The 22613-nt window shown below is 73.9% G+C and carries 18 protein-coding genes and 1 pseudogene; 9 read left to right on the top strand and 10 right to left on the bottom strand.

Annotation, left to right across the window (positions count from 1 at the left end):
- Positions 1-15 precede the first annotated feature (15 nt).
- The 4 genes from galT to HA073_RS18255 all read right to left on the bottom strand — a co-directional run bounded on the left by galT (position 16) and on the right by HA073_RS18255 (position 5253).
- Complete coding sequence (gene galT, locus HA073_RS18270) at positions 16-1089, bottom strand: galactose-1-phosphate uridylyltransferase (RefSeq protein ID WP_166456927.1); 1074 nt, start codon at positions 1087-1089, stop codon at positions 16-18.
- A complete protein-coding gene (locus tag HA073_RS18265; protein ID WP_043328376.1) occupies positions 1086-1874 on the bottom strand; it encodes a DeoR/GlpR family DNA-binding transcription regulator in 789 nt (262 codons plus the stop codon). Before HA073_RS18265 ends, galT begins: the two co-directional genes overlap by 4 nt.
- A gap of 171 nt (positions 1875-2045) precedes the next feature.
- A complete protein-coding gene (gene cysC, locus HA073_RS18260; protein ID WP_043328378.1) occupies positions 2046-3575 on the bottom strand; it encodes an adenylyl-sulfate kinase in 1530 nt (509 codons plus the stop codon).
- Positions 3576-3705: 130 nt separating this feature from the next.
- On the bottom strand, positions 3706-5253 hold the full coding sequence (locus HA073_RS18255; RefSeq protein ID WP_166456926.1) for a glycosyltransferase family 2 protein: 1548 nt from the start codon (positions 5251-5253) through the stop codon (positions 3706-3708).
- 152 nt (positions 5254-5405) lie between these two features.
- On the opposite strand from HA073_RS18255, the gene HA073_RS18250 reads away from it, so the two are divergent.
- The 5 genes from HA073_RS18250 to HA073_RS18230 all read left to right on the top strand — a co-directional run bounded on the left by HA073_RS18250 (position 5406) and on the right by HA073_RS18230 (position 9447).
- Complete coding sequence (locus HA073_RS18250) at positions 5406-6320, top strand: ABC transporter ATP-binding protein (RefSeq protein WP_064448851.1); 915 nt, start codon at positions 5406-5408, stop codon at positions 6318-6320.
- Positions 6313-7191: an ABC transporter permease gene (locus tag HA073_RS18245; protein WP_043328381.1), complete on the top strand. Its 879-nt coding sequence runs from the start codon at positions 6313-6315 to the stop codon at positions 7189-7191. Before HA073_RS18250 ends, HA073_RS18245 begins: the two co-directional genes overlap by 8 nt.
- Positions 7188-8147 (top strand): ABC transporter ATP-binding protein, encoded by a 960-nt coding sequence (locus tag HA073_RS18240; protein ID WP_166456925.1) that lies wholly within the window; start codon positions 7188-7190, stop codon positions 8145-8147. The genes HA073_RS18245 and HA073_RS18240 overlap by 4 nt, the downstream gene beginning before the upstream one ends.
- Entirely contained in the window at positions 8147-8857 is a 711-nt protein-coding gene (locus HA073_RS18235; protein WP_043328383.1) for an ABC transporter permease, read from the top strand. Before HA073_RS18240 ends, HA073_RS18235 begins: the two co-directional genes overlap by 1 nt.
- 152 nt (positions 8858-9009) lie before the next feature.
- Positions 9010-9447, top strand: a complete 438-nt coding sequence (locus tag HA073_RS18230) for a hypothetical protein (protein ID WP_187693382.1) — start codon at positions 9010-9012, stop codon at positions 9445-9447.
- A gap of 110 nt (positions 9448-9557) precedes the next feature.
- Here the strand turns inward: HA073_RS18230 and valS are convergent, their stop codons facing one another.
- The 5 genes from valS to HA073_RS18205 form a co-directional block, all read right to left on the bottom strand.
- A complete protein-coding gene (gene valS / locus HA073_RS18225; protein WP_166456924.1) occupies positions 9558-12122 on the bottom strand; it encodes a valine--tRNA ligase in 2565 nt (854 codons plus the stop codon).
- A 152-nt stretch (positions 12123-12274) separates the two neighbouring features.
- Entirely contained in the window at positions 12275-14107 is a 1833-nt protein-coding gene (locus HA073_RS18220) for an ABC transporter ATP-binding protein (RefSeq protein WP_205797832.1), read from the bottom strand.
- 137 nt (positions 14108-14244) lie between these two features.
- Entirely contained in the window at positions 14245-16065 is a 1821-nt protein-coding gene (locus HA073_RS18215) for an ABC transporter ATP-binding protein (RefSeq protein WP_166456923.1), read from the bottom strand.
- 37 nt (positions 16066-16102) lie between these two features.
- The gene (locus tag HA073_RS18210) at positions 16103-16615 is read right to left on the bottom strand and encodes a methylated-DNA--[protein]-cysteine S-methyltransferase (RefSeq protein ID WP_166456922.1); all 513 of its coding nucleotides are present in this window, start codon (positions 16613-16615) and stop codon (positions 16103-16105) included.
- Positions 16612-18063 (bottom strand): DNA-3-methyladenine glycosylase 2 family protein, encoded by a 1452-nt coding sequence (locus HA073_RS18205; protein ID WP_166456921.1) that lies wholly within the window; start codon positions 18061-18063, stop codon positions 16612-16614. The genes HA073_RS18210 and HA073_RS18205 overlap by 4 nt, the downstream gene beginning before the upstream one ends.
- A 243-nt stretch (positions 18064-18306) precedes the next feature.
- Between HA073_RS18205 and HA073_RS30680 the strand changes: the two genes are divergently transcribed.
- Positions 18307-18771, top strand: a complete 465-nt coding sequence (locus HA073_RS30680; protein ID WP_240925835.1) for a hypothetical protein — start codon at positions 18307-18309, stop codon at positions 18769-18771.
- Positions 18772-18947: 176 nt separating this feature from the next.
- On the opposite strand, the pseudogene HA073_RS30675 reads toward HA073_RS30680, so the two are convergent.
- Positions 18948-19721: pseudogene (locus tag HA073_RS30675) on the bottom strand (EamA family transporter); the annotation flags it as partial.
- Positions 19722-19810: 89 nt separating this feature from the next.
- Here HA073_RS30675 and HA073_RS18195 point away from each other — a divergent pair.
- The 3 genes from HA073_RS18195 to ychF are packed head-to-tail and all read left to right on the top strand — an operon-like array spanning position 19811 to position 22229.
- On the top strand, positions 19811-20317 hold the full coding sequence (locus HA073_RS18195; RefSeq protein WP_166456919.1) for a MarR family winged helix-turn-helix transcriptional regulator: 507 nt from the start codon (positions 19811-19813) through the stop codon (positions 20315-20317).
- A 30-nt stretch (positions 20318-20347) separates the two neighbouring features.
- Positions 20348-21085 (top strand): peptidase E, encoded by a 738-nt coding sequence (locus HA073_RS18190; RefSeq protein ID WP_113974743.1) that lies wholly within the window; start codon positions 20348-20350, stop codon positions 21083-21085.
- 58 nt (positions 21086-21143) lie between these two features.
- Positions 21144-22229: a redox-regulated ATPase YchF gene (gene ychF, locus HA073_RS18185; protein WP_043328395.1), complete on the top strand. Its 1086-nt coding sequence runs from the start codon at positions 21144-21146 to the stop codon at positions 22227-22229.
- Positions 22230-22613 lie beyond the last annotated feature (384 nt).

Below are 22613 nucleotides of genomic sequence, written 5' to 3'. Positions count from 1 at the left end.
AAGGGGCCCTTCCTTTCATGCGGCGCGCAGCAGCTCGGCGGCTCGCTCGGGGGCGATGTCGTTGATGAACACCCCCATGCCGGACTCCGACCCGGCCAGGTACTTCAGCTTGTCCTTGGCCCGCCGGATGCTGAACAGCTGCAGGTGCAGGTGGCCCAACTCCCTGTCGATCCGTACCGGCGCCTGGTGCCAGGCCGCGATGTACGGCATCGGCAGGTCGAACAGCCCGTCGAAGCGACGCAGCAGGTCCAGGTATAGCGGCCCGAACGCGTCCCGCTCGGCGTCGTCGAGCGCCGGGATGTCCGGCACCGGCCGGTGCGGCGCCACGTGCACCTCGAACGGCCAGCGCGCCGCCGCCGGGACGTACGCGGTCCAGTGCTCGTTGCTCGTCACCACCCGTTCCCCGGAGGCGCGTTCGGCAGCCAGCACGTCGGCGTACAGGTTGCCGCCGGTGCGCTCGGCGTGCCGCCGGGCGGCGGCCAGCATGTCGCGGGTGCGCGGCGTGACGAACGGGTACGCGTAGATCTGCCCGTGCGGGTGGTGCAGCGTCACCCCGATCTCCACGCCCCGGTTCTCGAACGGGAAGACCTGCTCCACGCCGGGCAGCGCGCTCAGCGCTTCGGTGCGGTCGGCGAGCGCGTCCAGCACGGTCCGCACCCGATGCGGGGGGAGCCGGGCGAACGAGGCGTTGTGGTCGTCGGTGAAGCAGACCACCTCGCACCTGCCGAGGCTGGGCCGTACCGGGGTGAACGGCGTGATCTCGGCCGGTTCGTCGGCGACCCGCTGGCTCAGTGACGGGAACCGGTTCTCGAACACGACGACGTCGTAGTCGGGCGCCGGGATCTCGCTGTGCCGGTCGCCCCGGGACGGGCACAGCGGGCACTGGTCGGCCGGGGGCAGGAACGTGCGGGTCTGCCGGTGCACCGCGACCGCCACCCACTCGTCGGTCAGCGGGTCGTACCGCAGCTGCGAGGCGGGTGGGGGAGGGGGCAGGTCCCGCCGGTCCGGCTGGTCCCGGACCGCGTCGTCCCGCTCGTCGAAGTAGATCAGCTCGCGGCCGTCGGCCAGCGCGATCTGCGTACGCTTCACTGCGCCCCCCTCTGCGCGGGCACCGTCACCAGCTCGCCCACCCTGTCGTCGAGTACCCGTCGTGCCTCGGGCGCCAACCGGTCGTCGGTGACCAGCACGTCCGCCGCGTCCAGCGGCACTATCGACGAGATGCCGACGGTGCCCCACTTGGTGTGGTCGGCCAGCACCACGAGCCGGTCCGCGGCGGCCACGAGCGCCCGGTTCGTGTCCGCCTCCATCAGATTGGGCGTGGTGAACCCGGCCCGTTCGCTGATGCCGTGCACGCCGAGAAAGAGCACGTCCAGGTGGAGCGCGGCGATCGCGGCCACGGCGAGCGGCCCGACGAGCGCGTCCGACGGCGTGCGTACCCCGCCGGTGAGCACCACTGTCTGGTCGGGCCGGCCGCCGACGTGCAGCGCCTCCGCCACCGGCAGCGAGTTGGTGACCACCGTGAGGCCGGGCACGTCGACAAGTCGCCGGGCCAGCTCGGCGGTGGTGGTGCCGGCGGAGAGCGCGATGGCGGCGCCGGGCCGGACCAGCCCTGCGGCGTGGTCGGCGATCGCCGCCTTCTCGGCGGACTGGCGGTCGGCCTTGGCGCGGAAGCCGGGCTCGTCGGTCGAGCCGGGACCGGCGGGCGTCGCGCCGCCGTGCACCTTGGCGAGCAGGCCCTGCTCGTGCAGCGTGTCCAGGTCGCGGCGGATGGTCATGTCGGACACGCCGAACTCGGCGGCCAGTTCGGTGACCCGGACGCCGCCGGCGAGACGCAGTCGTTCCAGGATCGCCGTCTGCCGCTGCCGCGCCAGCATCCCGGCCCACCTCCGAGCGTCACCGACCGCGATGCTCACGCGGTCGAACGTGTTCCAACAAAGGCGAACACTACCGCGCAGCGAGGGGCGATGCGAAACCGCCGTCGTCCGTAAGGCCGGACGACGGCGGTCGAGGTGCTCGCAGGCCGGACGCGTCCGGCGGCCGAAAGGTCAGGCGGGCTGGAGGCGGGGCTCCACCCAGCCGGTCTCGGTGAGGTGTTCCATCACCTTCCCGATGGCCTCCTCGACGCTGATGTCCGAGGTGTCCACCACGAGATCGGCGTCGGTGGGCTCCTCGTACGGGTCGTCGATGCCGGTCATCCCGGTGAGCAGGCCGGCCCGGGCGCGGGCGTACAGGCCCTTGCGGTCGCGCTGCTCACAGACCTCAAGCGGCGTCGCCACGTGGACCAGCAGGAAGCCCGCGCCGGCCGCCTCGGCCATCTCCCGCGCGGTGGCGCGGGCCGCCGCGTACGGCGCGATCGGGCAGCAGATGCCGACCCCGCGGTGCCGGGCGATCTCGGCGGCCACCCAGCCGATCCGGCGCACGTTGAGATCCCGGTCGGACTTGCTGAACCCGAGCCCGGCGGACAGCTCCCGCCGCACCACGTCGCCGTCGAGCAGCGTGATCGTGCGGTCGCCCTGCTCACGGAGCACGTCGGCCAGGCCCCGGGCGATCGTCGACTTGCCCGAGCCGGACAGCCCGGTCAGGAAGATCACCAGTCCCCGGTACCGCCGCGGCGGGCGGGCCCGGACCAGTTCCTTCGCCACCGCCGGCGGGGTGTGCCACTCGGGCAGCGGGAAGCCCCGGTCCAGCAGGTCGTCGATCTCCTCCACGCTCAGCGCCAGCCGGCGGTTGCGCGGCGGGATGTCCTCCCGCCAGCGCCACTGCCCGTCCCGGTTGTCGTAGGCCAGCTCGCGGGGCACCAGCACACGCAGGCCGGCGCCGGAGAGCATGCCCTCGGTGGAGAGCAGGTGGGTCACGCCGTACGCGGCGGCGACCCGGGCCCGCAGCAGCGCGTCGCTGATCTCGTCACGCCGGCGGGCCAGCGGCACCGCCACCAGCGTCGCCGGGGGCATCCGGTCGCGGGCGGCGAACACGGTACGCACCAGCGCCTCGGACGGCAGGCCACCGGTCGACCCCTCGCCCACCGGGATCAGCACCAGCAGGTGCGCGCCGAGCGTGCGGGCCGCGTGCGCGATCTGCGCCAGTTGCGGGCGGTGCAGCGGACGGTCGGCGAAGACCCCGAGCACCCGGCCCGGCGGCAGCAGGCCGCGTACCTCGTCGGGGCCGCGCCGCAGGCGCTGGAACGGTCCGTGGCCGCCGTCGCCCAGGCGGCGCACCGTGCCACCGACGCCCACCAGGCCCTCGCGGCCCGGCCAGACGTCCGTCACGTCCATCGCCGCGACCGGCGCGCCCTCGCCGTCGGTGAGCACCACCGCCCGGCGGGCCGGGTCCGCCGGGTCGAGCCCGTCGGCCAGCGCGGCCGGCACCTGGAGCGTCACCGGCACCGGCCACGGGGTGCCGTCGGCCAGCCGGCCGCGCCGGCTCAGCGAGGTCAGGTCGGCCCGGCTCATGAAACCGGTGAGCGGCGCGTACGCCCCGCTCAGCAACAACTGGAGATCGGCCAGCTCAGCGGGTCTGGGCGCGTACGACGGCGCATCCCGCAGAACGTCCTCGGGCAGCAGCCACCCGTTGCTCATCGAACCCCCAACTCACCGGCCGGCACACAGTTTCGCAGCCCACCGGCGATCGGTCGAGAGCGCCACCCGGCCTCCCGGTAATCGCGCGTTCCGGCGATCGTGCCGAGGACGAACCGGGGTCTTCGAATCCTTACCGCCGGGCCGCCGCCGGTCGATCGTGCGAACGGCTGCCGGCGCGCGCCGTCCGGCCGAGCGCGCGATCCCGGATCCGCCGGACCGCCCGCCGGATCCGGGCGCGGAGCCGGCGCGGATCCTCCACCCGGGGCGGCCCGCCGTCGGCCGCGCAGCGCACCACGAGCGGCAGGTTCGCGTCCAGCGCCCACCCGGCCTGGATCACCCGGGCCCGGACCTCCCAGGTGCCCCGGGTCCGGCCGCCGTCGAGCGCCGCGAAGTCGACGGTGGCGGTGCTGCGGTGACAGACCCGGCCGTCGGCGGCCGGCTCGGTGGTGCCGTCGACCGGCAGGAAGAACTCCTCCCGGGTCTCCCGGCGGCGGATCACCACGTCGGTCCTCGCCCCGCCGGCCCGCATCACGACACCGTCGGGCGCGGCCCCGGCCACCGGGAGCACCGGCAGCCCTCGGTCGTCGAAGCGCAGCGGCTCGTCCCCGGCGCGCAGGTGGGCGGAGACGGCGACGGTCAGCGTCCGTCCCTCCACCTGCCACCGGTCGACGGCGGCGTGCGCCCGGACACTCACGTCCCACTCCGCCAGCCGGCGCAGGTCGGCCATCCGCCCCTGCGCGGCGAGATGCGCGATCACCTGGTACATCGGCGGCACCCCGGCGATCGCCTCGGGTGCGACACGCTCCTTCACGAGCTGCCCCACCTCGTCCGCCACCTGCCCGGCCCAGGGCTCCGGCGCGCTCAGCAGCGCCTGCCCGCGCAGCCGGTTCAGCATCTCCTTGCGCAGCCAGCGCCGGTGCAGCCGCAGGCGGGCCGCGGCCGGTGGGCGGTAGGTGTCCACGGTGTCCATCGCGGCCCGCAGCGCCGCGTAGTACTCCGCCGGGTCCATCCGGGTGGCGGTGACGTTGCCCGCGTCCTCGCGGCGGGCGTGGTGGTAGCAGGGGTGGTCGGCCAGCACGCAGATCCGCTCGGCGAGCAGGTAGGCCGCCGCCATCAGCCGGTGGTCCTCCAGGCGTCGCGGGTGGCCCTCCGGGAAGCGCAGCCCGTGCCGGTCGAGGAAGGACCGCCGGAACAGCTTGTGACAGGTCATGCTGTCGGCCAGCGGCGCGTTCGCCAGGGTGGCGTCGAACCGGTTCTCCCGGAACAGCTCCCGCGGTACGCCCCGCCGGTGCCCGATCATCCGTCCGACGACGATGTCCGCGTCGTGTGCCCGGGCGCAGGAGTGCAGGCGGGCCAGCGCCTCGTCGCCGAACCAGTCGTCGTCGTCGGCGAAGAAGACGTACTCGCCGCGTGCCTGCTCCAGCCCCTGGTTGCGCGGGCGCGACGGCCAGCCCGAGTGCGGCAGGCGCAGCACCCGCACGTGCGGGTCGGCAGCGGCCAGCTCGTCCAGGCGCTGCGGCGTCCCGTCGGTCGACCCGTCGTCGGCGAAGATCACCTCGTATCCGCCGGGCGGCAGCCCCTGCCGCGACAGCGACGCGACGAGCGGATCGAGGTGGGCACCGCAGTTGTACGTGGGCACCACCACGCTCACCGCCGGCCGGTCCGTACCGTCGCTCATGACGCCCCCCGTCGAGTCGCCTCACACGGTGGCAGCTTCCCCGCGACGCCGCTACCCCGTCGGTCACCTAGGGGGCCCGGAGCCGAGGGATCAGGGGATCGCCCGGGTCAGGACGGGCTCCGGCGCGGCCCCGGAGTTCTACGCTGAACGGCGTGACACTGCTCGCGACCGAGTCGCTGACCAAGACGTACGGAGGCCGGGTCACCGCGTTGACCGACCTCACCGTATCGGTCGAGCCGGGGATCATCGGGCTGGTGGGCGCGAATGGCGCCGGCAAGTCCACTCTGATCAAGATCCTGCTGGGTCTGCTCCCGCCGACCAGCGGCCGGGTACAGGTGCTCGGCCTCGACCCGACCACCGACCCGGCCGCGGTCCGCGCCCGGGTCGGATACATGCCCGAGCACGACGCCCTCCCGCCCGACCTGTCCGCCGCCGAGCTGGTCACCCACCTGGGCCGGATCAGCGGACTGCCGCGCACCGTCGCCCGGGAACGGGCCTCCGAGGCGCTGCGCCACGTCGGCCTGCACGAGGAGCGGCACCGGGCCGTCGGTGGCTACTCCACCGGCATGAAGCAGCGGGTCAAGCTCGCCCAGGCGCTCGTACACGATCCCGATCTGCTGCTGCTCGACGAGCCGACGAACGGCCTCGACCCGGCCGGCCGGGACGCCATGCTCGCGCTGATCCACCGGATCGGCACCGAGTTCGGCATCTCGGTGGTGGTCTGCTCGCACCTGCTCGGCGAGGTGGAGCGGATCTGCGACACGCTCGTCGCCATCGACGGCGGCCGGCTGCTGCGCGCCGACCGGGTGTCCGCCATGACCACCGCCACCGACGTGCTCGCCGTCGAGGTGAGCGAGGGCACCGACGACCTGGCCGCCCGGCTCGCCGCGCTCGACCTGCCGGTGACCCGCGACGGGCGGCTGCTGCTCGTCCCGCTCGCCGACGACGCCACCTACGACCAGATCCTCGGCGCGGTCGCCGAGCTGGACCTGCCGCTGCACCGGCTGGACCAGCGGCGGCACCGGGTGGCCGAACTCTTCGCCGCGAGGGAGCCCAGCCATGTCTGACGCGACCGGGGTCATCCACGACATCGGCTACCAGCGCTACACCGGCCCGCGGCTCGGCCGCCGGCAGGTCTTCGGCGCGCTCTACCTGCACGGCGTGCGTACCGTCTTCGGGCTGGGCCGCAGCGCCAAGGCCAAGATCTTCCCGTGGCTGGTCGTCTCCGTGGTGACCGTGGTGGCCGCCGGGGTCACCGCGGTGCGCAGCCAGATCGGCGAGGTGGTGATGACGTACGCCCAGTTCGCCGACGCGATGAGCTGGCTGGTCATCTTCTTCGCCGCGGTGGCCGCGCCCGAGCTGGTCTCCCGCGACCTGCGCAGCGGCGTGCTGCCGCTGTACTTCTCCCGGCCGCTGCCGCGCGGCGACTACGCGCTGTCCAAGCTGCTGGCGCTTGTCACCGCGCTGTGGCTGCTGCTCGGCGGCCCGCAGCTGGTGATGTTCCTCGGCGCCGCGTTCACCACGAACCGGGGCGTACGCGGGGTGTGGGACGAACTGCTCGACCTGCTGCCCGGGCTGCTCTACGCCGGGCTCTGGGCGGTGGTGTTCGCCTCGATCGCGCTGCTCGTCGCCTCGCTGACCGGCAAGCGCGCGTTCGCGGCCGGCGGCATCGTGGCGGTCTTCCTGATGACCACGCCGGTCGTCGGCGTGCTGTCCATCCTGCCCTCGCGGACGATCAACGAGCTGGCCTTCGTCGCCTCCCCGCCGACGCTCGTCGGCGGCGTGGGCAACTGGGCGCTCGGCGACCGGCTGACCCAGGGACGGGGTGGCATGCCGATCGGCGACTTCGGGCCGGTCTACGCCGCGGTCGCCGTGCTGCTGGTCGCCGCCTGCGTCAGCCTGCTGCTCCTGCGATACCGGAAGGTGGCCGCCCGATGACGGCGATCAGCACCCAGTCGGCGGCCGGCGCGCCCGCCGCCGCGACGAGCACGCTCGACCTGGCCGGTGTCTCCCGCTGGTACGGCAACGTGGTGGCGGTCAACGACGTCACCATGCGGCTCGGCCCCGGCGTGACCGGCCTGCTCGGCCCCAACGGCGCCGGCAAGACCACGCTGCTGCACATGATGGCGGGCTTCCTGTCGCCGTCGCGCGGCACGGTGACGCTGGACGGGGAGCCGACCTGGCGCAACCCCGGCGTCTACCGGCGGCTCGGCCTGGTCAGCGAGCGCGAGGCGGTGCACACGTTCCTCAGCGCGTACGAGTTCGTGCTGGCCAGCGCGAAGCTGCACCGGCTGCCCGACCCGGAGGCCGCCACGAAGCGGGCGATCGAGCTGGTCGAGATGGAGGACGCGCAGACCCGCCGGATCGGCACCTACTCCAAGGGCATGCGGCAGCGCACCCGGGTCGCCGCCGCGCTGGTGCACGACCCGCAGGTGCTGCTGCTCGACGAGCCGTTCAACGGGATGGACCCGCGCCAGCGGCTGCACATGATGGCGCTGCTGCACCGGCTCGGCGACGCGGGACGGACCATCCTGTTCAGCTCGCACATCCTGGAGGAGGTCGAGCAGGTCTCCGGCACCGTCCAGGTGATGGTCGCCGGCCGGCTGGCCGCCTCCGGCGACTACCGGACCATCCGCCGCCTGATGACCAACCGGCCGCACGTGTTCGCGGTCCGCTCCACCGACGACCGCGCCCTGGCGGTGGCGCTGATGGCCGAGGCGTCGGTCTCCGGCGTCGAGCTGGGCCGCACCGGCCTGACCGTCAAGGCCGGCGACTACGGCGCGTTCACCCGGGCCCTGCCCCGGATCGCGCTCCGGCACGGCATCCGGGTCCGGCAGCTCCTGCCGGAGGACGAGTCGCTGGAGAGCGTCTTCTCGTATCTGGTGGAGGCATGATGTCGACAGTCACCTGGATCACCGCGCGCGGCCTGTTCGGCCGGAGCCGGTTCCTCATGCTGCTGCCGTTGCCGCTGATCCTGATCGGCCTGGCGGTGCTCTGCCGGTCGCTCGGCGTCGACCCCGGCCAGTGGGGCCCGCCGGTGCTCGTCGGCCTCGGCCTGGCGGTGGTGCTGCCGGTGGTGGCGCTGATCGTGGGCACCGGCGTGCTCGGCGCGGAGATCGACGACGGCACCGTCGTGCACATCCTCACCAAGCCGCTGCCGCGCTGGCAGATCGTGCTGCCGAAGCTGGCGGTCGCGGCCGGCGTCACGGCGGTCACCGTCGGTGTCCCGATCTACGTCGCGGGCGTGCTCGCCGATTCGGTACGCCTCGGACTCGCCCTGGTCGTCGCCTCGGCGGCGGGCGCGCTGGCGTACTCGGCGCTGTTCCTGGCGCTGAGCCTGGTGACCCGGCGGCCGGTGCTGCTCGGCCTGGTCTACGTGCTGATCTGGGAAGGCCTGCTGGGCCGGTTCGTCAGCGGCACCCGGGTGCTGTCGATCCAGCAGTGGGTGATCGCCCTGGCCGACCGGATGGCGCCGACGCCGCTGCTCGGCACCAGTGTCTCGGTGCCGGTCGCGGCGGTGCTCACCGCGCTGGTGGCGGTCGGGTTCACCGTGCTGGCGATCGACCGCCTGCGCTCGTTCAGCGTGGCCGGCGAGACGAGCTGAGCCCGGAGGGCGGGACCCGTTTTCCGGCGTTCGCGACGGAAAACGGGTTCCGCCCTGCCGTGTCCGGTCTGCTAGTTTGCGGCGGCTACGAACACCGACACGGGGAGAACACTGTGCGTTCAGCTCGCTTCGCCCTGCTGGCTCCGGCCGCGGTGGCGCTGATCGTCATGTCCGGCTGCGGCGACGACGAGGACACCCCCTCGGCCGGGTCGGCGGCGCCCTCCGCCCCGGCCGCCACGTCCGTGCCGCCGGTGACGCCGGCCCCGGTGGGCCTCGACGAGGCCACCCGGAAGACCTGCACGACGGCGGAGAAGGACATCACGGCCGCCCTGAAGGAGGTGGCCGAGGCGGAGAAGATCGGCCCGCCGGCCGGTCACTCGGCGGTCAGCGCGCAGTACTCGGCGGGCGCGGCCACGCTCTACACGCACGCCTTCACCAACAGCGACGAGGTGAACAGCGCGGTGAAGGGCGTCGCGACCGAGATGAGCGACCTCGCCGACGCCTGGGCCAAGGCGCCGGGCAAGGCGCCGAGCAGGGCGGATCTCACCGCCGCCCGGGACAAGCTCAAGGCGGCCTGCGCGGCCGACTGAGGAATGCACCGCCGCGGGCCGGTCCGGCCGGCCCTTCGGGGTGTTAAGAAGGGCCCCTTCTACGACGCCAGGCGTTAAGAAGGGGCCCTTCCTTACATCGCCGGCGGCGCTCAGAACGCGCAGGCGATGACCAGTTCGGTGGTGCGATCCGGCAGCAGGTCCAGCTTCGCGATCCGGCCCGCCGCGCGCAGGTCGTCGGCGACCGTGCCGAGCTGGTCCAGCACCGCGGCCGGTCCGAGCGCCTCGGCCAGCGGCACGTCCGCCTTCATCGACAGCTTCCGTTCCGACTTGGCGCGGCGCACCTGACCCAGCGCGTCGGCGGCCAGTCGCAGCAGTTCCGGGTCACCCGGCACCTGCGTCGCGCGGCCCACCTCGTACGTGGTCGGCCACGGCGAGCGGTGCACCGAGCCGTACCGCCACCACGACCAGACCTCCTCGGTGACGAACGGCAGCACCGGCGCGAACAGGCGCAACTGCACCGTCAACGCGGTCGCCAGCGCCGCCCGGGCCGAGTCGGCCGCCGGCCCGGTGCCGTAGGCGCGCTCCTTCACCAACTCGATGTAGTCGTCGCAGAACCGCCAGAAGAACGCTTCGGTGGCCATCAGGGCGGCCGTGTGGTCGTACCCGTCGAAGGCGGTGGTCGCGGTCGCGACCACGCCGGACAGTTCGGCGAGCATCGCGGTGTCCAGCGGTTGGGTCGCCGCGGCCCGCAGCGCGTCGGCGGCGCCCAGCCCGAGCGCGAACCGCGACGCGTTGAGCAGCTTGGTGGCCAGCCGCCGGCCCACCTTGACCTGGGCCGGGTCGAAGGCGAGGTCCATGCCCGGCTTGCCGTTGGCGGCCCAGTAGCGGACCGCGTCGGAGCCGTTCTGTTCCAGCAGCGCCATCGGCGTGACCACGTTGCCCTTGGACTTCGACATCTTCTTGCGGTCCGGGTCGAGGATCCAGCCGGAGAGCACAGTGGTGTGCCAGGGCAGCGCGCCGTGCTCCAGGTGGGACCGGGCGACGGTGGCGAACAGCCAGGTCCGGATGATGTCGTGCCCCTGCGGGCGCAGGTCCATCGGGAAGACCCTGGCGAACAGGTCCGGGTCGGTCTCCCAGCCGCCGACGATCTGCGGGGTCAGCGACGAGGTGGCCCAGGTGTCCAGCACGTCCGGGTCGCCGGTGAAACCGCCCGGCACACCGCGCTGCGACTCCTCGTATCCGGGCGGCGGTTCGCTGCTCGGGTCGATCGGGAGCGTCGCCTCGTCCGGTGTGAGAGGGTGGGTCCAGTCCGGCTCGCCAGTGTCGTCGAGCCGGTACCACACCGGCACCGGCACGCCGAAGAACCGCTGCCGGCTGACCAGCCAGTCACCGGTGAGGCCGCCCACCCAGTGTTCGTAGCGGTGCCGCATGTGCTCCGGCACCCAGCGCAGCTCCCGACCCCGGGCCAGCAGCTCCTCGCGCAGGCCGGCGTCCCGGCCGCCGTTGCGCAGATACCACTGCCGGGTCGAGACGATCTCCAGCGGCCGGTCGCCGCGCTCGTAGAACTTCACCGGGTGCGTGATCGGGCGCGGCTCGCCGACCAGATCACCCGCGTCGGCCAGCAGCTCCACCAGCGTCCGCCGGGCGCCGTTCACCGTCTGCCCGGCCAGCGCCGCGTAGGGCGCCGCCGGCACGCCGGCCGGCGGCTCCGGCAGCAGCCGCCCGTCCCGGCCGATCACCACGCGGGTGTCCAGCCGCAGCTCACGCCACCAGGTCACGTCGGTCAGGTCACCGAACGTGCAGACCATCGCGATGCCCGTGCCCTTGGCCGGGTCCGCCAGCGGGTGCGCGCGCACCGGCACCTCGACCCCGAACACCGGGGTACGCGCGGACGCGCCGACCAGGTCCGCGTACCGCTCGTCGTCGGGGTGGCAGACCAGCGCCACGCAGGCCGGCAGCAGCTCCGGGCGGGTGGTGTCGATCAGCACCTCGCGGCCGTCCGGCCCGGTGAACCGCAGCCGGTGGTACGCGCCGGGCCGCTCCCGGTCCTCCAGCTCGGCCTGCGCCACGGCGGTGCCGTACCCGACGTCCCACAGCGTCGGCGCCTCGGCCTGGTACGCCTCGCCCCGCGCCAGATTGCGCAGGAACGCGCGCTGGCTCGCGGCGCGGGCCGCCGACCCGATCGTGGTGTACGTCAGCGACCAGTCCACCGACAGCCCGAGCCGCCGCCACAGCGCCTCGAACGCCTTCTCGTCCTCGACGGTGAGCAGTTCGCACAGCTCGATGAAGTTGCGCCGGGAGATCGCCGTCGGGTTCTTCCGGGCCGTGTCGTCCACCGGCGCGGACGGCGGCCGCCAGTTGCTGTCGTATGGCAGCGCCGGGTCGGGACGCACGCCGTACACGTTCTGCACCCGGCGTTCGGTGGGCAGCCCGTTGTCGTCCCAGCCCATCGGGTAGAAGACCGTGCGCCCGCGCATCCGCTGGAACCGGGCCACCGTGTCGGTGTGCGTGTACGAGAACACGTGCCCCATGTGCAGTTCGCCCGACACGGTCGGCGGGGGAGTGTCGATCGCGTATACGTCCGACCGCTCCTTCGTACGGTCGAACGCGTACGTGCCGTCGGACTGCCAGCGGCGGGCCCAGGTCTCCTCGATGCCGTCCAGGCTCGGACGCTCGGGGACGCCGCCGCGGGCGCTGATCGTCGTGTCGGTCATCGTCCGATGGTAGGCAGCCCGGTTGCCGCACTCCACGACTTTCCCCACCCCGCGCGTCCTCGCCGATCTTGCGCTTGCCGCCCCGGCACAAGCCGCTTTTCGGGCATCCCTCGGGCCGCAAGTGCAAGATCAACGAGGGTCGGAGGAGCGAGCTAGAGGAGCGAGTCGCGCCACTGGCGGTGCAGGGCGGCGTAGCGGCCGTCGGCGGCGATCAGCTCGGCCGGTGGGCCGTCCTCCACGATCCGGCCGTCGTCGAGCACCAGCACCCGGTCCGCCGTCTCCACGGTGGAGAGACGATGGGCGATCACCAAGGCGGTACGGTCGCGCAGCACGTTGTGCAGGGCCCGCTGCACCAACCGCTCGGTCGGCACGTCCAGCGACGAGGTCGCCTCGTCCAGGATCAGCACCCGCGGGTCGGCGAGGAACGCCCGGGCGAACGCGACGAGCTGCCGCTGACCGGCGGACAGCCGCCCGCCGCGCCGGTGCACGTCCGTGGCGTACCCGTCGGGCAGCGCGGCGATGAAGTCGTGCGCGCCGATCGCCCGCGCCGCCGCGACCACCGCCTCGTCGTCCGCGTCCGGCCGCCCGAACCTGATGTTGTCGGCCACGGATCCGCTGAACAGGTGGGTCTCCTGGGTCACCAGCACCACCGCCCGGCGCAGTTCGGCGTCGGCCAGGTCACGCAGGTTCACCCCGTCCAGGTCGACAGCGCCCGCGTCCGGGTCGTGGAACCGGGCCAGCAGCTTCGCGACTGTGGACTTCCCGGCGCCGGTCGGCCCGATCAGCGCCACCGTCTGCCCGGGCGGCACGGTCAGGTCCAGGCCGGACAGGATCGGCGTCTGCCGCCGGTAGCCGAAGTCGACGGCGCGGAACGTCACCGCCCCGCGCGGCGGCCCGGCCGGCAGCGGCACCGGGTCCGCCGGTTCGGCCACCGCCGGGCGCTCGTCCAGCACCCCGGCCAGCTTCTCCAACGCGGCGGTCGCCGACTGGAGCGCGTTGTAGAACTGGCTCAACTCCTCCATCGGCTCGAAGAACCGGCGCAGGTAGAGCAGGAACGCGGCGAGCACGCCCACCTCGACGCCGCCGCCCAGCACCCGCCAGCCGCCGTACCCGAGCACCACCGCCGTGGTCAGGTTGCCGATCAGCCGGATGCCCGGCGAGTAGATCGCGATCAGCCGGAACGCGCGCAGGCTGGAGCGCCGGTAGTCGTCGTTCACGGCGGCGAAGATGCGCTCGTTGCGCTCCTCCCGCCGGTACGCCTGCACCGCCCGGATCCCGCGCAGCGACTCCACGAAGTGCACGATGACCAGCGCCACCGCCTCCCGGGTACGCCGGTACGCGCCCGCCGACGCGCGCGCGAACCAGCGTGACAGCAGGAACAGGAACGGGAACGCGAGCAGCGTCACCGCCGCCAGCGGCAGGTCCAGCCAGAGCAGGATGCCCGCCACCGACAGCACCGACAGCCCGGCCATCACCAGCTTGTCGATGCCGCCGTCGACCAGTTCGGCGATCGACTCCAGGTCGCTCGTCAGCCGGGACACCATCCGCCCGGAGGTGTAGCGCTCGTGGAAACCGACGTCGAGGCGGAGGAAGTGCCCGTACACCCGTCGGCGCAGGTCCAGCAGGACGGCCTGGCCGATCCGGGCGGCGAGGGTGAGGAACGCGCGCCGGGCCGCGTACTCGACGGCTGTCGCCACCACGAACGCGGCGGCGACAGCGATCAGCGGGCCGGGATCACCGGCCCGCAGTGGCCCGATGCCCCGGTCGATGCCGAGCATGACCAGGTACGGGCCGGACATCGCGGCGGCGTTCTGGGCCAGCAGAAGCGCCACCGCCAGCCCGAGCGCACGCCGGTGCGGGCGCAGCAGTTGCCGCAGCAGGAGCCGGCTGCGGGCGCGGAGCCGGGCCACCGCCGCCGGGGAGGAGTCCTCGGCGCGGCTGCGGTCGGCGTCCGGGTCGGTGGCCCGGCCGCGCCAGCGGGACAGGTCGTCGCGTCCGCCGGTGCGGTTCGCGTCGTCGTGGCGTGGGCCGGCTGCGCCGTGCGCCTGCCCGTGCCCGGCGGTGCGCGCGCCGGTGTCGCGCGGCGCGTCGCGGGGCCGGGGCACCCGCGGCGCGCCGCCGGTCACGAGCGCACCAGACCGACGCCGCCGGAACGGCGCTCCGGCTCGGCGGAGAGCACCGCCCGGTACGCCGGCACCCGGGCCAGCAGCTCCGAGTGGGTGCCGACGGCGACGATCCGGCCGCCGTCCAGCAGCGCCACCCGGTCCGCCAGCGCCACTGTCGAGGGGCGGTGCGCCACCAGCAGGGCCGTGGTGCGGCTCTCCCGCAGCACCCGGCGCAGCGCCGCCTCCACGAGCGCCTCGGTGTGCACGTCGAGCGCGGAGAGCGGATCGTCGAGCACCAGCAGTGCGGGCCGCCCGAGCACCGCGCGGGCCAGCGCGAGGCGCTGCCGCTGCCCGCCGGACAGCGACAGCCCCTGTTCACCGACCCGGGTGGCCAGCCCCCAGGGCAGCTCGTACGCGAAGTCCGCCTGCGCCAGCGCCAGCGCCGCCCGGACCTCCTCCTCGCCCGCCTCCGGCCGCCCCAGCGTCAGGTTCTCCCAGACCGACATGGAGAACAGGGTCGGCTCCTCGAACGCCACCCCGACCAGCCGTCGCAGCGAGCCGAGCCGCAGGTCACGCACGTCGCGCCCGTCGACGGTGATCCGGCCGCCGGTCACCTCGTGCAGCCGGGGGACGAGCGACAGCAGCGTGCTCTTGCCGCAGCCGGTGACGCCGACGAGCGCCATCGTCTCGCCCGGCTCGACGGTCAGGTCCAGGTCGTGCAGCACCGGCGCCGAGGTGCCCGGGTAGCGAAAGGTGACCCCCTCGAAGCGGAGCCGGCCGCGTACGTCGGCGCGCTCCAGCGACCGGGCGTGCGGCGCGTCCACGATCGTCGGGCGGGTGTCGAGGACCTCCTGGATCCGGTCGGCGGCGGTGGCGGCCTCCTGGCCGTTGGCGATGATCCAGCCGAGCGACTGCACCGGCCAGATCAGCATGAGCTGGAGGCTGACGAACGCGACCAGCTCCCCGATGGACAGCGCGCCCTCGGCGACGGCCGCCGCGCCGGTCACCAGGACCGCGCCGAGGGTCAGGTTGGGCACCAGGTCGAACAGCGCCGAGGTGCGGGCCAGCAGCCGCGCCTTGCCGATCCCGGTGTCGTGCAACCGGCGCGCGCCGACGGCGAACCGTGCGGCCAGTTCCGGCCCCCGCCCGTACGCCCGCATGGTGCGCAGCCCCTGCGCGGTCTCCTCGACGAGCGTGGCCACGTCGCCCTGCTGGTCCTGCATCCGGCGCGACGCCGCGTGGTAGTGCCGGGCGAAGCGGCGGCTGATCAGGAACAGCGGTACGGCGCTGGCCGCGACCAGCGAACCCAGCCAGGGGTGCAGCCGGATCAGCAGCACCACCACGGCGACGTAGGTGATCAGGTTGAGGACCAGGAACAGCAGCCCGAAGGAGAGGAACCGCCGGATCACCGAGAGGTCGCTGGTGATCCGGGACAGCAGCTGGCCGGACTGCCAGCGGTCGTGGAAGCCGGCCGGGAGCCGTTGCAGGTGGGCGTAGATGTCGGCGCGGATGGCCGCCTCCATGCCCACCGAGGACGACGACTGGGTCCAGCGGCGGATGAAGATGAGAACCGCCTCGGCCAGCCCGAGCAGCAGCGCCAGGGCGCCGAGCCGCAGCAGCCCGGCCTCGTCGTGCCGGGCCACCGGCCCGTCGACCACCCGCTGCACCACGAGCGGAACGGCGAGGCTCGCCGCGGTGGCCGCGAGCGCCGCCACCAGCAGCCAGGCGAACTCCGTCGCGTACGGGCGCAGGTAGGGCCGCAGCCGCCAGAGGTTGCGCAGCGGCTTGGACCGGGCGTCGTTCTGCGCCGCGGGGTTGCCGTCGCTGGGCGCGGGCACTACCCGACGGTAGCCGCCGGGGGTGACGTTTCCGCTGTCAGCTAGCCGTCACCCGTCCCTCATGCCCGAGAAGCCACTTCTTCACGGGCAGGCCCCAGCGGTAGCCGCCGAGCGTGCCGTCGGTGCGCAGCACGCGGTGACAGGGCACGAAGAGCGCTGCCGCGTTGCGCGCGCATGCCGCCGCGGCGGCGCGGACCGCGGCGGGGCGTCCGGCCAGCGCGGCGAACCCGGTGTAGGTGACCGGGTCGCCGGGCTTGACGTCGCGCAGCACCTGCCAGGCATGCGTCAGGAAGAGCCCGCCGCTGTGCTGCTCCACCGGGACCGCGTCGATCGCGGCGAGGTCTCCGTCCAGGTAGGCCCGGACGGCGGCAGTGACCGGACCGAGGTCGGCCCGCTCCCGCAGGTCACCACGCAGGCTCGGGTGGGTCAACGGCGCCAGGGCCGCCGGGTCGGGCGTGAATCCGGCCGCACGTACCGCGCCGTCGGGGCCGGCGAGCACGCTCAACGGGCCGACCGGTGTGTCGATGACGGTGCTGTCCACAGTGCTCATGCTGCTCTCCAGAGTCGGATCGTCGCGTAGGACCGCCAGGGGCGCCAGCGTTCGGCGTACGCGAGCAGGGTCTTGGGGGTGTCGGGCAGGCCGAGCGCGGTTGCGCCGCGGCGTACGCCCAGGTCGGTGGTGAGGGCGACATCGGGGTCGCCGAGTGCGCGCATGGCCAGGTAGCCGGTGGTCCACGGGCCGACGCCGGGCACCGCGGCCAGGAGCCGGACCGTCTCCTCCCGGTCGCCCCCGGGTTCCAGGTCCAGCGTCCCGTCGGTGACGGCGCGGGCCAGCGCCCGGATCGTCTCCCGGCGGGCGGCCGGCATCCGGAACGCCGGGTCCGGCGCCGCGAGCACGTCGGCGGGACCCGGGAACGCCACCAGGCCGTCGGCCGGGTCGTCGGTGCCCGAACCGCTCGCCGACGGGACGGCGGAGAGCAGGCGGGTGAGCGTGGTCCGCGCCGAGGTCAGCGAGACCTGCTGGGTCACGACGGCGCGGACGGCCAGCTCGAAGCCGTCGACCGCGTGCGGAAGCCGGACGCCCGGCTCGGCGACGACCGCCGGGGCCAGCGCCGGGTCGGCGGCCAGGGTGGCGTCCACCGCGACCGGGTCGGCGTCCAGGTCGAGCAGGCGGCGGCAGCGGGCCACCGCGGGAGCCAGGTCACGCATGTCGGCCAGCCGCAACGTGGCGTCGATGTGGCCGTCGGACGGGGTCAGCGCCACCGTGCCGGGACCGTGCGGCAGGCGCAGCCCCCGGTGGTAGGTGCCGTCGCGGACCACCTCGACGCCGGGCAGCGCGCGCAGCGCGAGGAAGTCCAGCAGCGCGCCCGCGTGCAGCGGTGGCCGGTATGCCAGCCGCAGCGAGAGCGTGCCCGCGCCGGTGGCCGAGGCCGGACCGCGTCGCCCGGCGCGCAGCTCGGACGGGGTGCCGCCGTAGACCTCACGGACCGTCTCGTTGAACTGCCGGACGCTGCCGAACCCGGCGGCGAAGGCCACCTCGGCCAGGCCGAGGCCGGTGGTCTCGATCAGGATCCGGGCGGTCTGCGCGCGCTGTGCCCGGGCCAGCGCCAGCGGGCCGGCGCCCAGCTCGGCCTGGAGCATCCGGTGCAGGTGCCGCTCGGTGTAGCCCAGCCGGCCGGCCAGCCCGGGCACCCCGTCGCGGTCGACCACGCCGTCGGCGATCAGCCGCATGGCGCGGCCGACCAGGTCGGCCCGGACGTCCCACTGCGGGGAGCCCGGCGCCGCGTCCGGCCGGCACCGGCGGCACGCCCGCAGCCCGGCCCCCTGCGCGGCGGCGGCCGACGGGAAGAAGCGGACATTCTGCCGCTTGGGTGTCATCGCCGGACAGGACGGCCGGCAGTAGATCCCGGTCGACGTCACGCCGGTGTAGAACCAGCCGTCGAACCGCGGATCGCGGCTGTCGACGGCCCGGTAACACCGCTCAAAGTCCAGCTCCATGCCCCCGATCCTGCCTCGCCGTCCCCGGCCGTGGCTGGCGGTATTCGGACATGACGTGTGGCAGTCGCGCCAGCTCGGGGAGGTGGCGGTATCGCCGGTTCCCGGATGCCGCCACCTCGGCGGAATGGTGTGGATCATGCCCGGCGGACCCGAGAAAGTGTCGTAAGTGGTCGGTACGGTCCCGCCACCAACTCAAGAAAAGGTGCGGGGCATGGCGAGCGTGGCCGGGCGGGGTGTCCGCTGATGCGATCGGGGCGGGCACCGTTGGACGCCGCGGTGGTGCAGGGCTTCTACGAGCGGATGAGGTTGGTGGCGCCGGCCGCCTACGGCGCGATCGAGCGCGACCGGGCCGGTGACCCCGGGCGCCCCTTCCCCGACACCGCCTGCGGCCGGCTGGTCGGCTCGCTCGACCCGGACGGGCTGCGCGCGCTCGGCATGTGGGCGCACCACTGGTGCATGCGCTTCTACGACGACGACACCCGCGTCGGCCTGCGGCTGGTCCGGGAGATCGCCGCCCGGTCCGGCCTGGGCTGGACCGCCGACGAGGTGCGGTGGCTGCTCGACCGGTCGTACGAGGCCGGGCCCGCCGCCGCGCACCGGTTCACGCTGCCGCTGGCCGCCGCGGCGCAACTGCCGGCCGGTGCGCTGCCCGAGGGTGTCGCCGCCGAGGCGTGGCCGGACGACTGGCGCCGGCTGCGGGCCGGCTGACGGCGCCGCCACCAGCCCACCGCTCCGCCGCCCGCCCGAACGCCGACCAGCGCCATCGCCGGGTGGTCCGCGTCGCCACCCAGCCGCGGGCGAGGAGGCCGGTCCGGCATCTGGGCGAGCACCATCGCCGCCACGGCCACCGCGAAACCGGCGAGCTGGACCGGGTCCAGCGCCTCACCGAGCACCGCCCAGCCGAGCGTCGCCGCAGTCAGCGGGCTCAACGCGCCGAGCACCGACACGCGGGACACCGGCAGTCGCGCCGCGCCCCGGAACCACAGCACGTACGCCAGCGCGGTGCCGGCCAGCCCGAGCCACGCGTACCCGAGGAGGGCCGGCCCGTCGGGCACGGGCGGCGCGCCCTCGACGGCGGCGGCGACCGGCACGATCATCAGGCCACCGGCGACGAGTTGCCAGCTCGTCGCGGCCAGGACGCCCACTCCGGGTGGCCGGCCCCAGTGGCGGGTGAGCACCAGCCCGGTGGCCATCGCCACGGCCCCGGCGAGCCCGGCGGCGACGCCGAGCGGGTCGAGGCCGGCGCCGGGGCGCAGCACCACGAGGGCGACGCCGAGCGGGGCGGCCACGGCGGCGACCAGCGCCGGCCGGGTGGGGCGGTCGCGGAGCAGCGCGACCGTCAGCACCGCCACCAGCAGCGGCTGGGCGGCGCCGAGCACGGCGGCGGTGCCACCGGGCAGCCGGTACGCGGCGAGGAAGAGCAGCGGGAAGAACACCCCGATGTTGAGCGCGCCGAGCGCGGCGGCCCGCCCCCACCAGCGGCCGTGTGGTCGCCTTCGGGTCAGCGCGAGCAGCAGCAGACCGGCCGGGAGGGCGCGGATCGCGCCGGCCCAGAGCGGCCGGTCCGGGGGCAGGAGTTCGGCGGTGACCAGGTAGGTGGTGCCCCAGGTGACGGGGGCGGCGGCGGTGAGCGCGACGTCGGTCCAGCGAGAGTTCACAGCAGCTTCCTCAGCTCTAAGTATCTTAGGGCTAAGCTACTCAGGCCCGAGCGAAAAGGGAAGTGGGACGTGGGGCACAATCGGCAGCCGTGACAGGCGACGAGGTGGACGCGATCGTCGAGCAGTGGCGGCGGGAACGACCCGGCATGCGGCCCGAGCCGATGGCCGTGTTCGGCCGCATCTACCGGCTCGCCCGGCTGGTCGGCGACGGCCAGGAGAAGGTGTACGCGGCCTGGGGCATCGGCCGAGGTGAGTTCGACGTGCTCGCCGCGCTGCGCCGCTCCGGTGAGCCGTACACGCTGGCGCCGAAGGCGCTCGCCGCCTCGCTGATGCTCACCTCGGGCGGCATGACCGGGCGGCTCGACCGCCTCGAACGGGCCGGCCTGGTACGGCGCTCGCCGGACCCGGCCGACCGGCGGGCGCTGCGGGTCATACTCACCGACACCGGTCGCCGGGTGGTCGAGGAGTCCGCCGAGGCCGGGCTCGCGGTGCAGCGGCGGATCCTCGACGCGCTGCCCCCGGCCGACCAGGAGCGGCTGGCCGACCTGCTGCGTACGCTGCTCGCCGCGGCCGACACCTCCGGTCCGGCACAATGATCGTCACTGTCATCGGCCGGAAGGACGCCCGTGCCCGCCACTGAACCGACGATCGTCGCCACCAGCATGGGTTTCGCCAGCCGTCGTCGTGGCCCCTGGGACGCCCGGCCCAGCGCCCTGTTCGACCTGATGGCCGACCTGGCCGGGGCCGGTGACGCGCCGCGCGTCTGCTACCTCGGCCAGGCCACCGGGGACCAGCCGACCGGGTTCACCGTCTTCTACGGCGCCTTCGCCGGCACCCGGTTCCGAGCCTCCCACCTGGCGCTCTACCCGATGCCGAACGTCGAGGACATCCGCGCCCACCTGCTCGCGCAGGACGTCATCTGGGTCGGCGGCGGCAGCGTGGCCAACCTCTGCGCGGTCTGGCGGGTGCACGGCCTGCCGGAGATCCTGCACGAGTGCTGGCAGGCAGGCGTGGTGCTCGGCGGTGTCTCCGCCGGCTCGATCTGCTGGCACACCGGCGGCGCCACCGACAGCTACGGTCCGACGCTGCGGCCCTTCACCGAAGGGCTGGGCTGGCTCCCGTACGGCAACGGCGTGCACTACGACAGCGAGGAACAGCGGCGACCGCTGATGCACCAGCTGGTCGCCGACGGCACGCTCCCGGCCAGCCACTGCACCGACGACGGCGTCGGGCTGATCTACCGGGGCACGCGGCTGGCCGAGGCGGTGGCCGACCGGCCGGGCGTGGCCGCGTACGAGCTGGTCCGCGCCGAGGACGGCACCGCCCGGGAGACCCGGATCGAGCCGAGCCTGCTGTCGGAGTGACAGGCTTCGCGGACCTGCCTGCCCGGCGCGGGCGGCGAACCGCGTAAGCTGGTTCGTCGTGAGTCTCACCATCGGCATCGTCGGCCTGCCCAACGTGGGCAAGAGCACCCTGTTCAACGCGCTGACCAAGAACGACGTGCTCGCCGCGAACTACCCGTTCGCCACCATCGAGCCGAACGTCGGCGTGGTCGGGCTGCCCGACGAGCGGCTGGCCAAGCTGGCCGAGATCTTCTCCTCGCAGAAGGTGCTGCCGGCGCCCGTCTCCTTCGTCGACATCGCCGGCCTGGTCCGCGGCGCGTCCAAGGGGCAGGGCCGGGGCAACGCGTTCCTCGCCAACATCCGCGACGCCTCGGCGATCTGCCAGGTGGTGCGCGCCTTCTCCGACCCGAACGTGGTGCACGTCGACGGCAAGGTCTCCCCGGCCGACGACATCGAGACGATCAACACCGAGCTGATCCTGGCCGACATCCAGACGCTGGAGAAGGCGCTGCCCCGGCTGGAGAAGGAGGCCAAGCTCCGCAAGGACCGGGCCGCCGCCGTCGAGGCCGCCAAGAAGGCGGTCGAGGTCCTCGACAACGGTGTGACCCTGTACGCGGGCGCCGCAGCCGCGAAGGTCGAGCTGGAACACCTGCGTGAGCTGCACCTGCTCACCACCAAGCCGTTCCTCTACGTCTTCAACGTCGACGAGGCCGAGCTGGGCAACGCCGAGTTCCTCGACGAGCTGCGCGGTCTGGTCGCCCCCGCCGAGGCGATCTTCATGGACGCCAAGATCGAGTCCGAGCTGGTGGACCTGCCCGAGGACGAGGCCCGCGAGCTGCTGGAGTCCATCGGGCAGTCCGAGCCCGGCCTGAACCAGCTCGTCCGGGTCGGCTTCCGCACGCTCGGGCTCCAGACGTACCTGACGGCCGGCCCCAAGGAGGCGCGGGCCTGGACCGTCCCGGTCGGCGCGACCGCGCCGGAGGCCGCCGGGGTGATCCACAGCGACTTCCAGCGCGGCTTCATCAAGGCCGAGGTGGTCTCCTACGACGACCTGGTCGAGGCCGGATCGATGGCGGCGGCGAAGGCCGCCGGCAAGGTCCGGATCGAAGGCAAGGAGTACGTCATGCAGGACGGCGACGTGGTGGAGTTCCGCTTCAACGTCTGAGGCGGTGACGTCATCACTTCCGCTTCTCAGGCCGCCCGGCCGCCCACATCGCTGCGACGATGCACAGCAGCAGCAGACAACTGAACCCGCCGCAGAGCAGTGCCCCGACGGCGAAGAGACCTTCCATGCGCATGATCGTAGAGTCGGCACAGCGCCACAGCGGCGATGGAGCTCAGGAAGATCAGCTTGGCGTTTCTGGGCCGTTCGGGCCGCCGAGGGCCGACCGGAGATGACCGACGACGACCAGCATTGCCCAGAAAAAGAGCAGGTCAACCGCCACGTAGAGGCGGCTGACCTGGTGGGCGACGGACGAGTCGGCCTGTACGCACCGCTAGCAGTTGGCCGGCGAGGGAGAGACGCACCGGACGATCAGCCATCACGGCC

It is taken from the genome of Micromonospora sp. CMU55-4, from assembly GCF_011602315.1.
In the GTDB taxonomy this organism is placed as follows: domain Bacteria; phylum Actinomycetota; class Actinomycetes; order Mycobacteriales; family Micromonosporaceae; genus Micromonospora; species Micromonospora chalcea.
This window is presented reverse-complemented; position numbering and strand designations above follow the sequence as displayed.

Bases quoted from the DNA above. Each gene is read 5' to 3' on its own strand.
- HA073_RS18240 (WP_166456925.1), top strand. From the start codon at position 7,188: ATGACGGCGATCAGCACCCAGTCGGCGGCCGGCGCGCCCGCCGCCGCG.
- HA073_RS18245 (WP_043328381.1), top strand. From the start codon at position 6,313: ATGTCTGACGCGACCGGGGTCATCCACGACATCGGCTACCAGCGCTAC.
- HA073_RS18210 (WP_166456922.1), bottom strand. From the start codon at position 16,615: ATGAGCACTGTGGACAGCACCGTCATCGACACACCGGTCGGCCCGTTG.
- HA073_RS18235 (WP_043328383.1), top strand. From the start codon at position 8,147: ATGTCGACAGTCACCTGGATCACCGCGCGCGGCCTGTTCGGCCGGAGC.
- HA073_RS18255 (WP_166456926.1), bottom strand. From the start codon at position 5,253: ATGAGCGACGGTACGGACCGGCCGGCGGTGAGCGTGGTGGTGCCCACG.
- cysC (WP_043328378.1), bottom strand. From the start codon at position 3,575: ATGAGCAACGGGTGGCTGCTGCCCGAGGACGTTCTGCGGGATGCGCCG.
- valS (WP_166456924.1), bottom strand. From the start codon at position 12,122: ATGACCGACACGACGATCAGCGCCCGCGGCGGCGTCCCCGAGCGTCCG.
- HA073_RS18205 (WP_166456921.1), bottom strand. From the start codon at position 18,063: ATGGAGCTGGACTTTGAGCGGTGTTACCGGGCCGTCGACAGCCGCGAT.
- HA073_RS18265 (WP_043328376.1), bottom strand. From the start codon at position 1,874: ATGCTGGCGCGGCAGCGGCAGACGGCGATCCTGGAACGACTGCGTCTC.
- HA073_RS30680 (WP_240925835.1), top strand. From the start codon at position 18,307: ATGCGATCGGGGCGGGCACCGTTGGACGCCGCGGTGGTGCAGGGCTTC.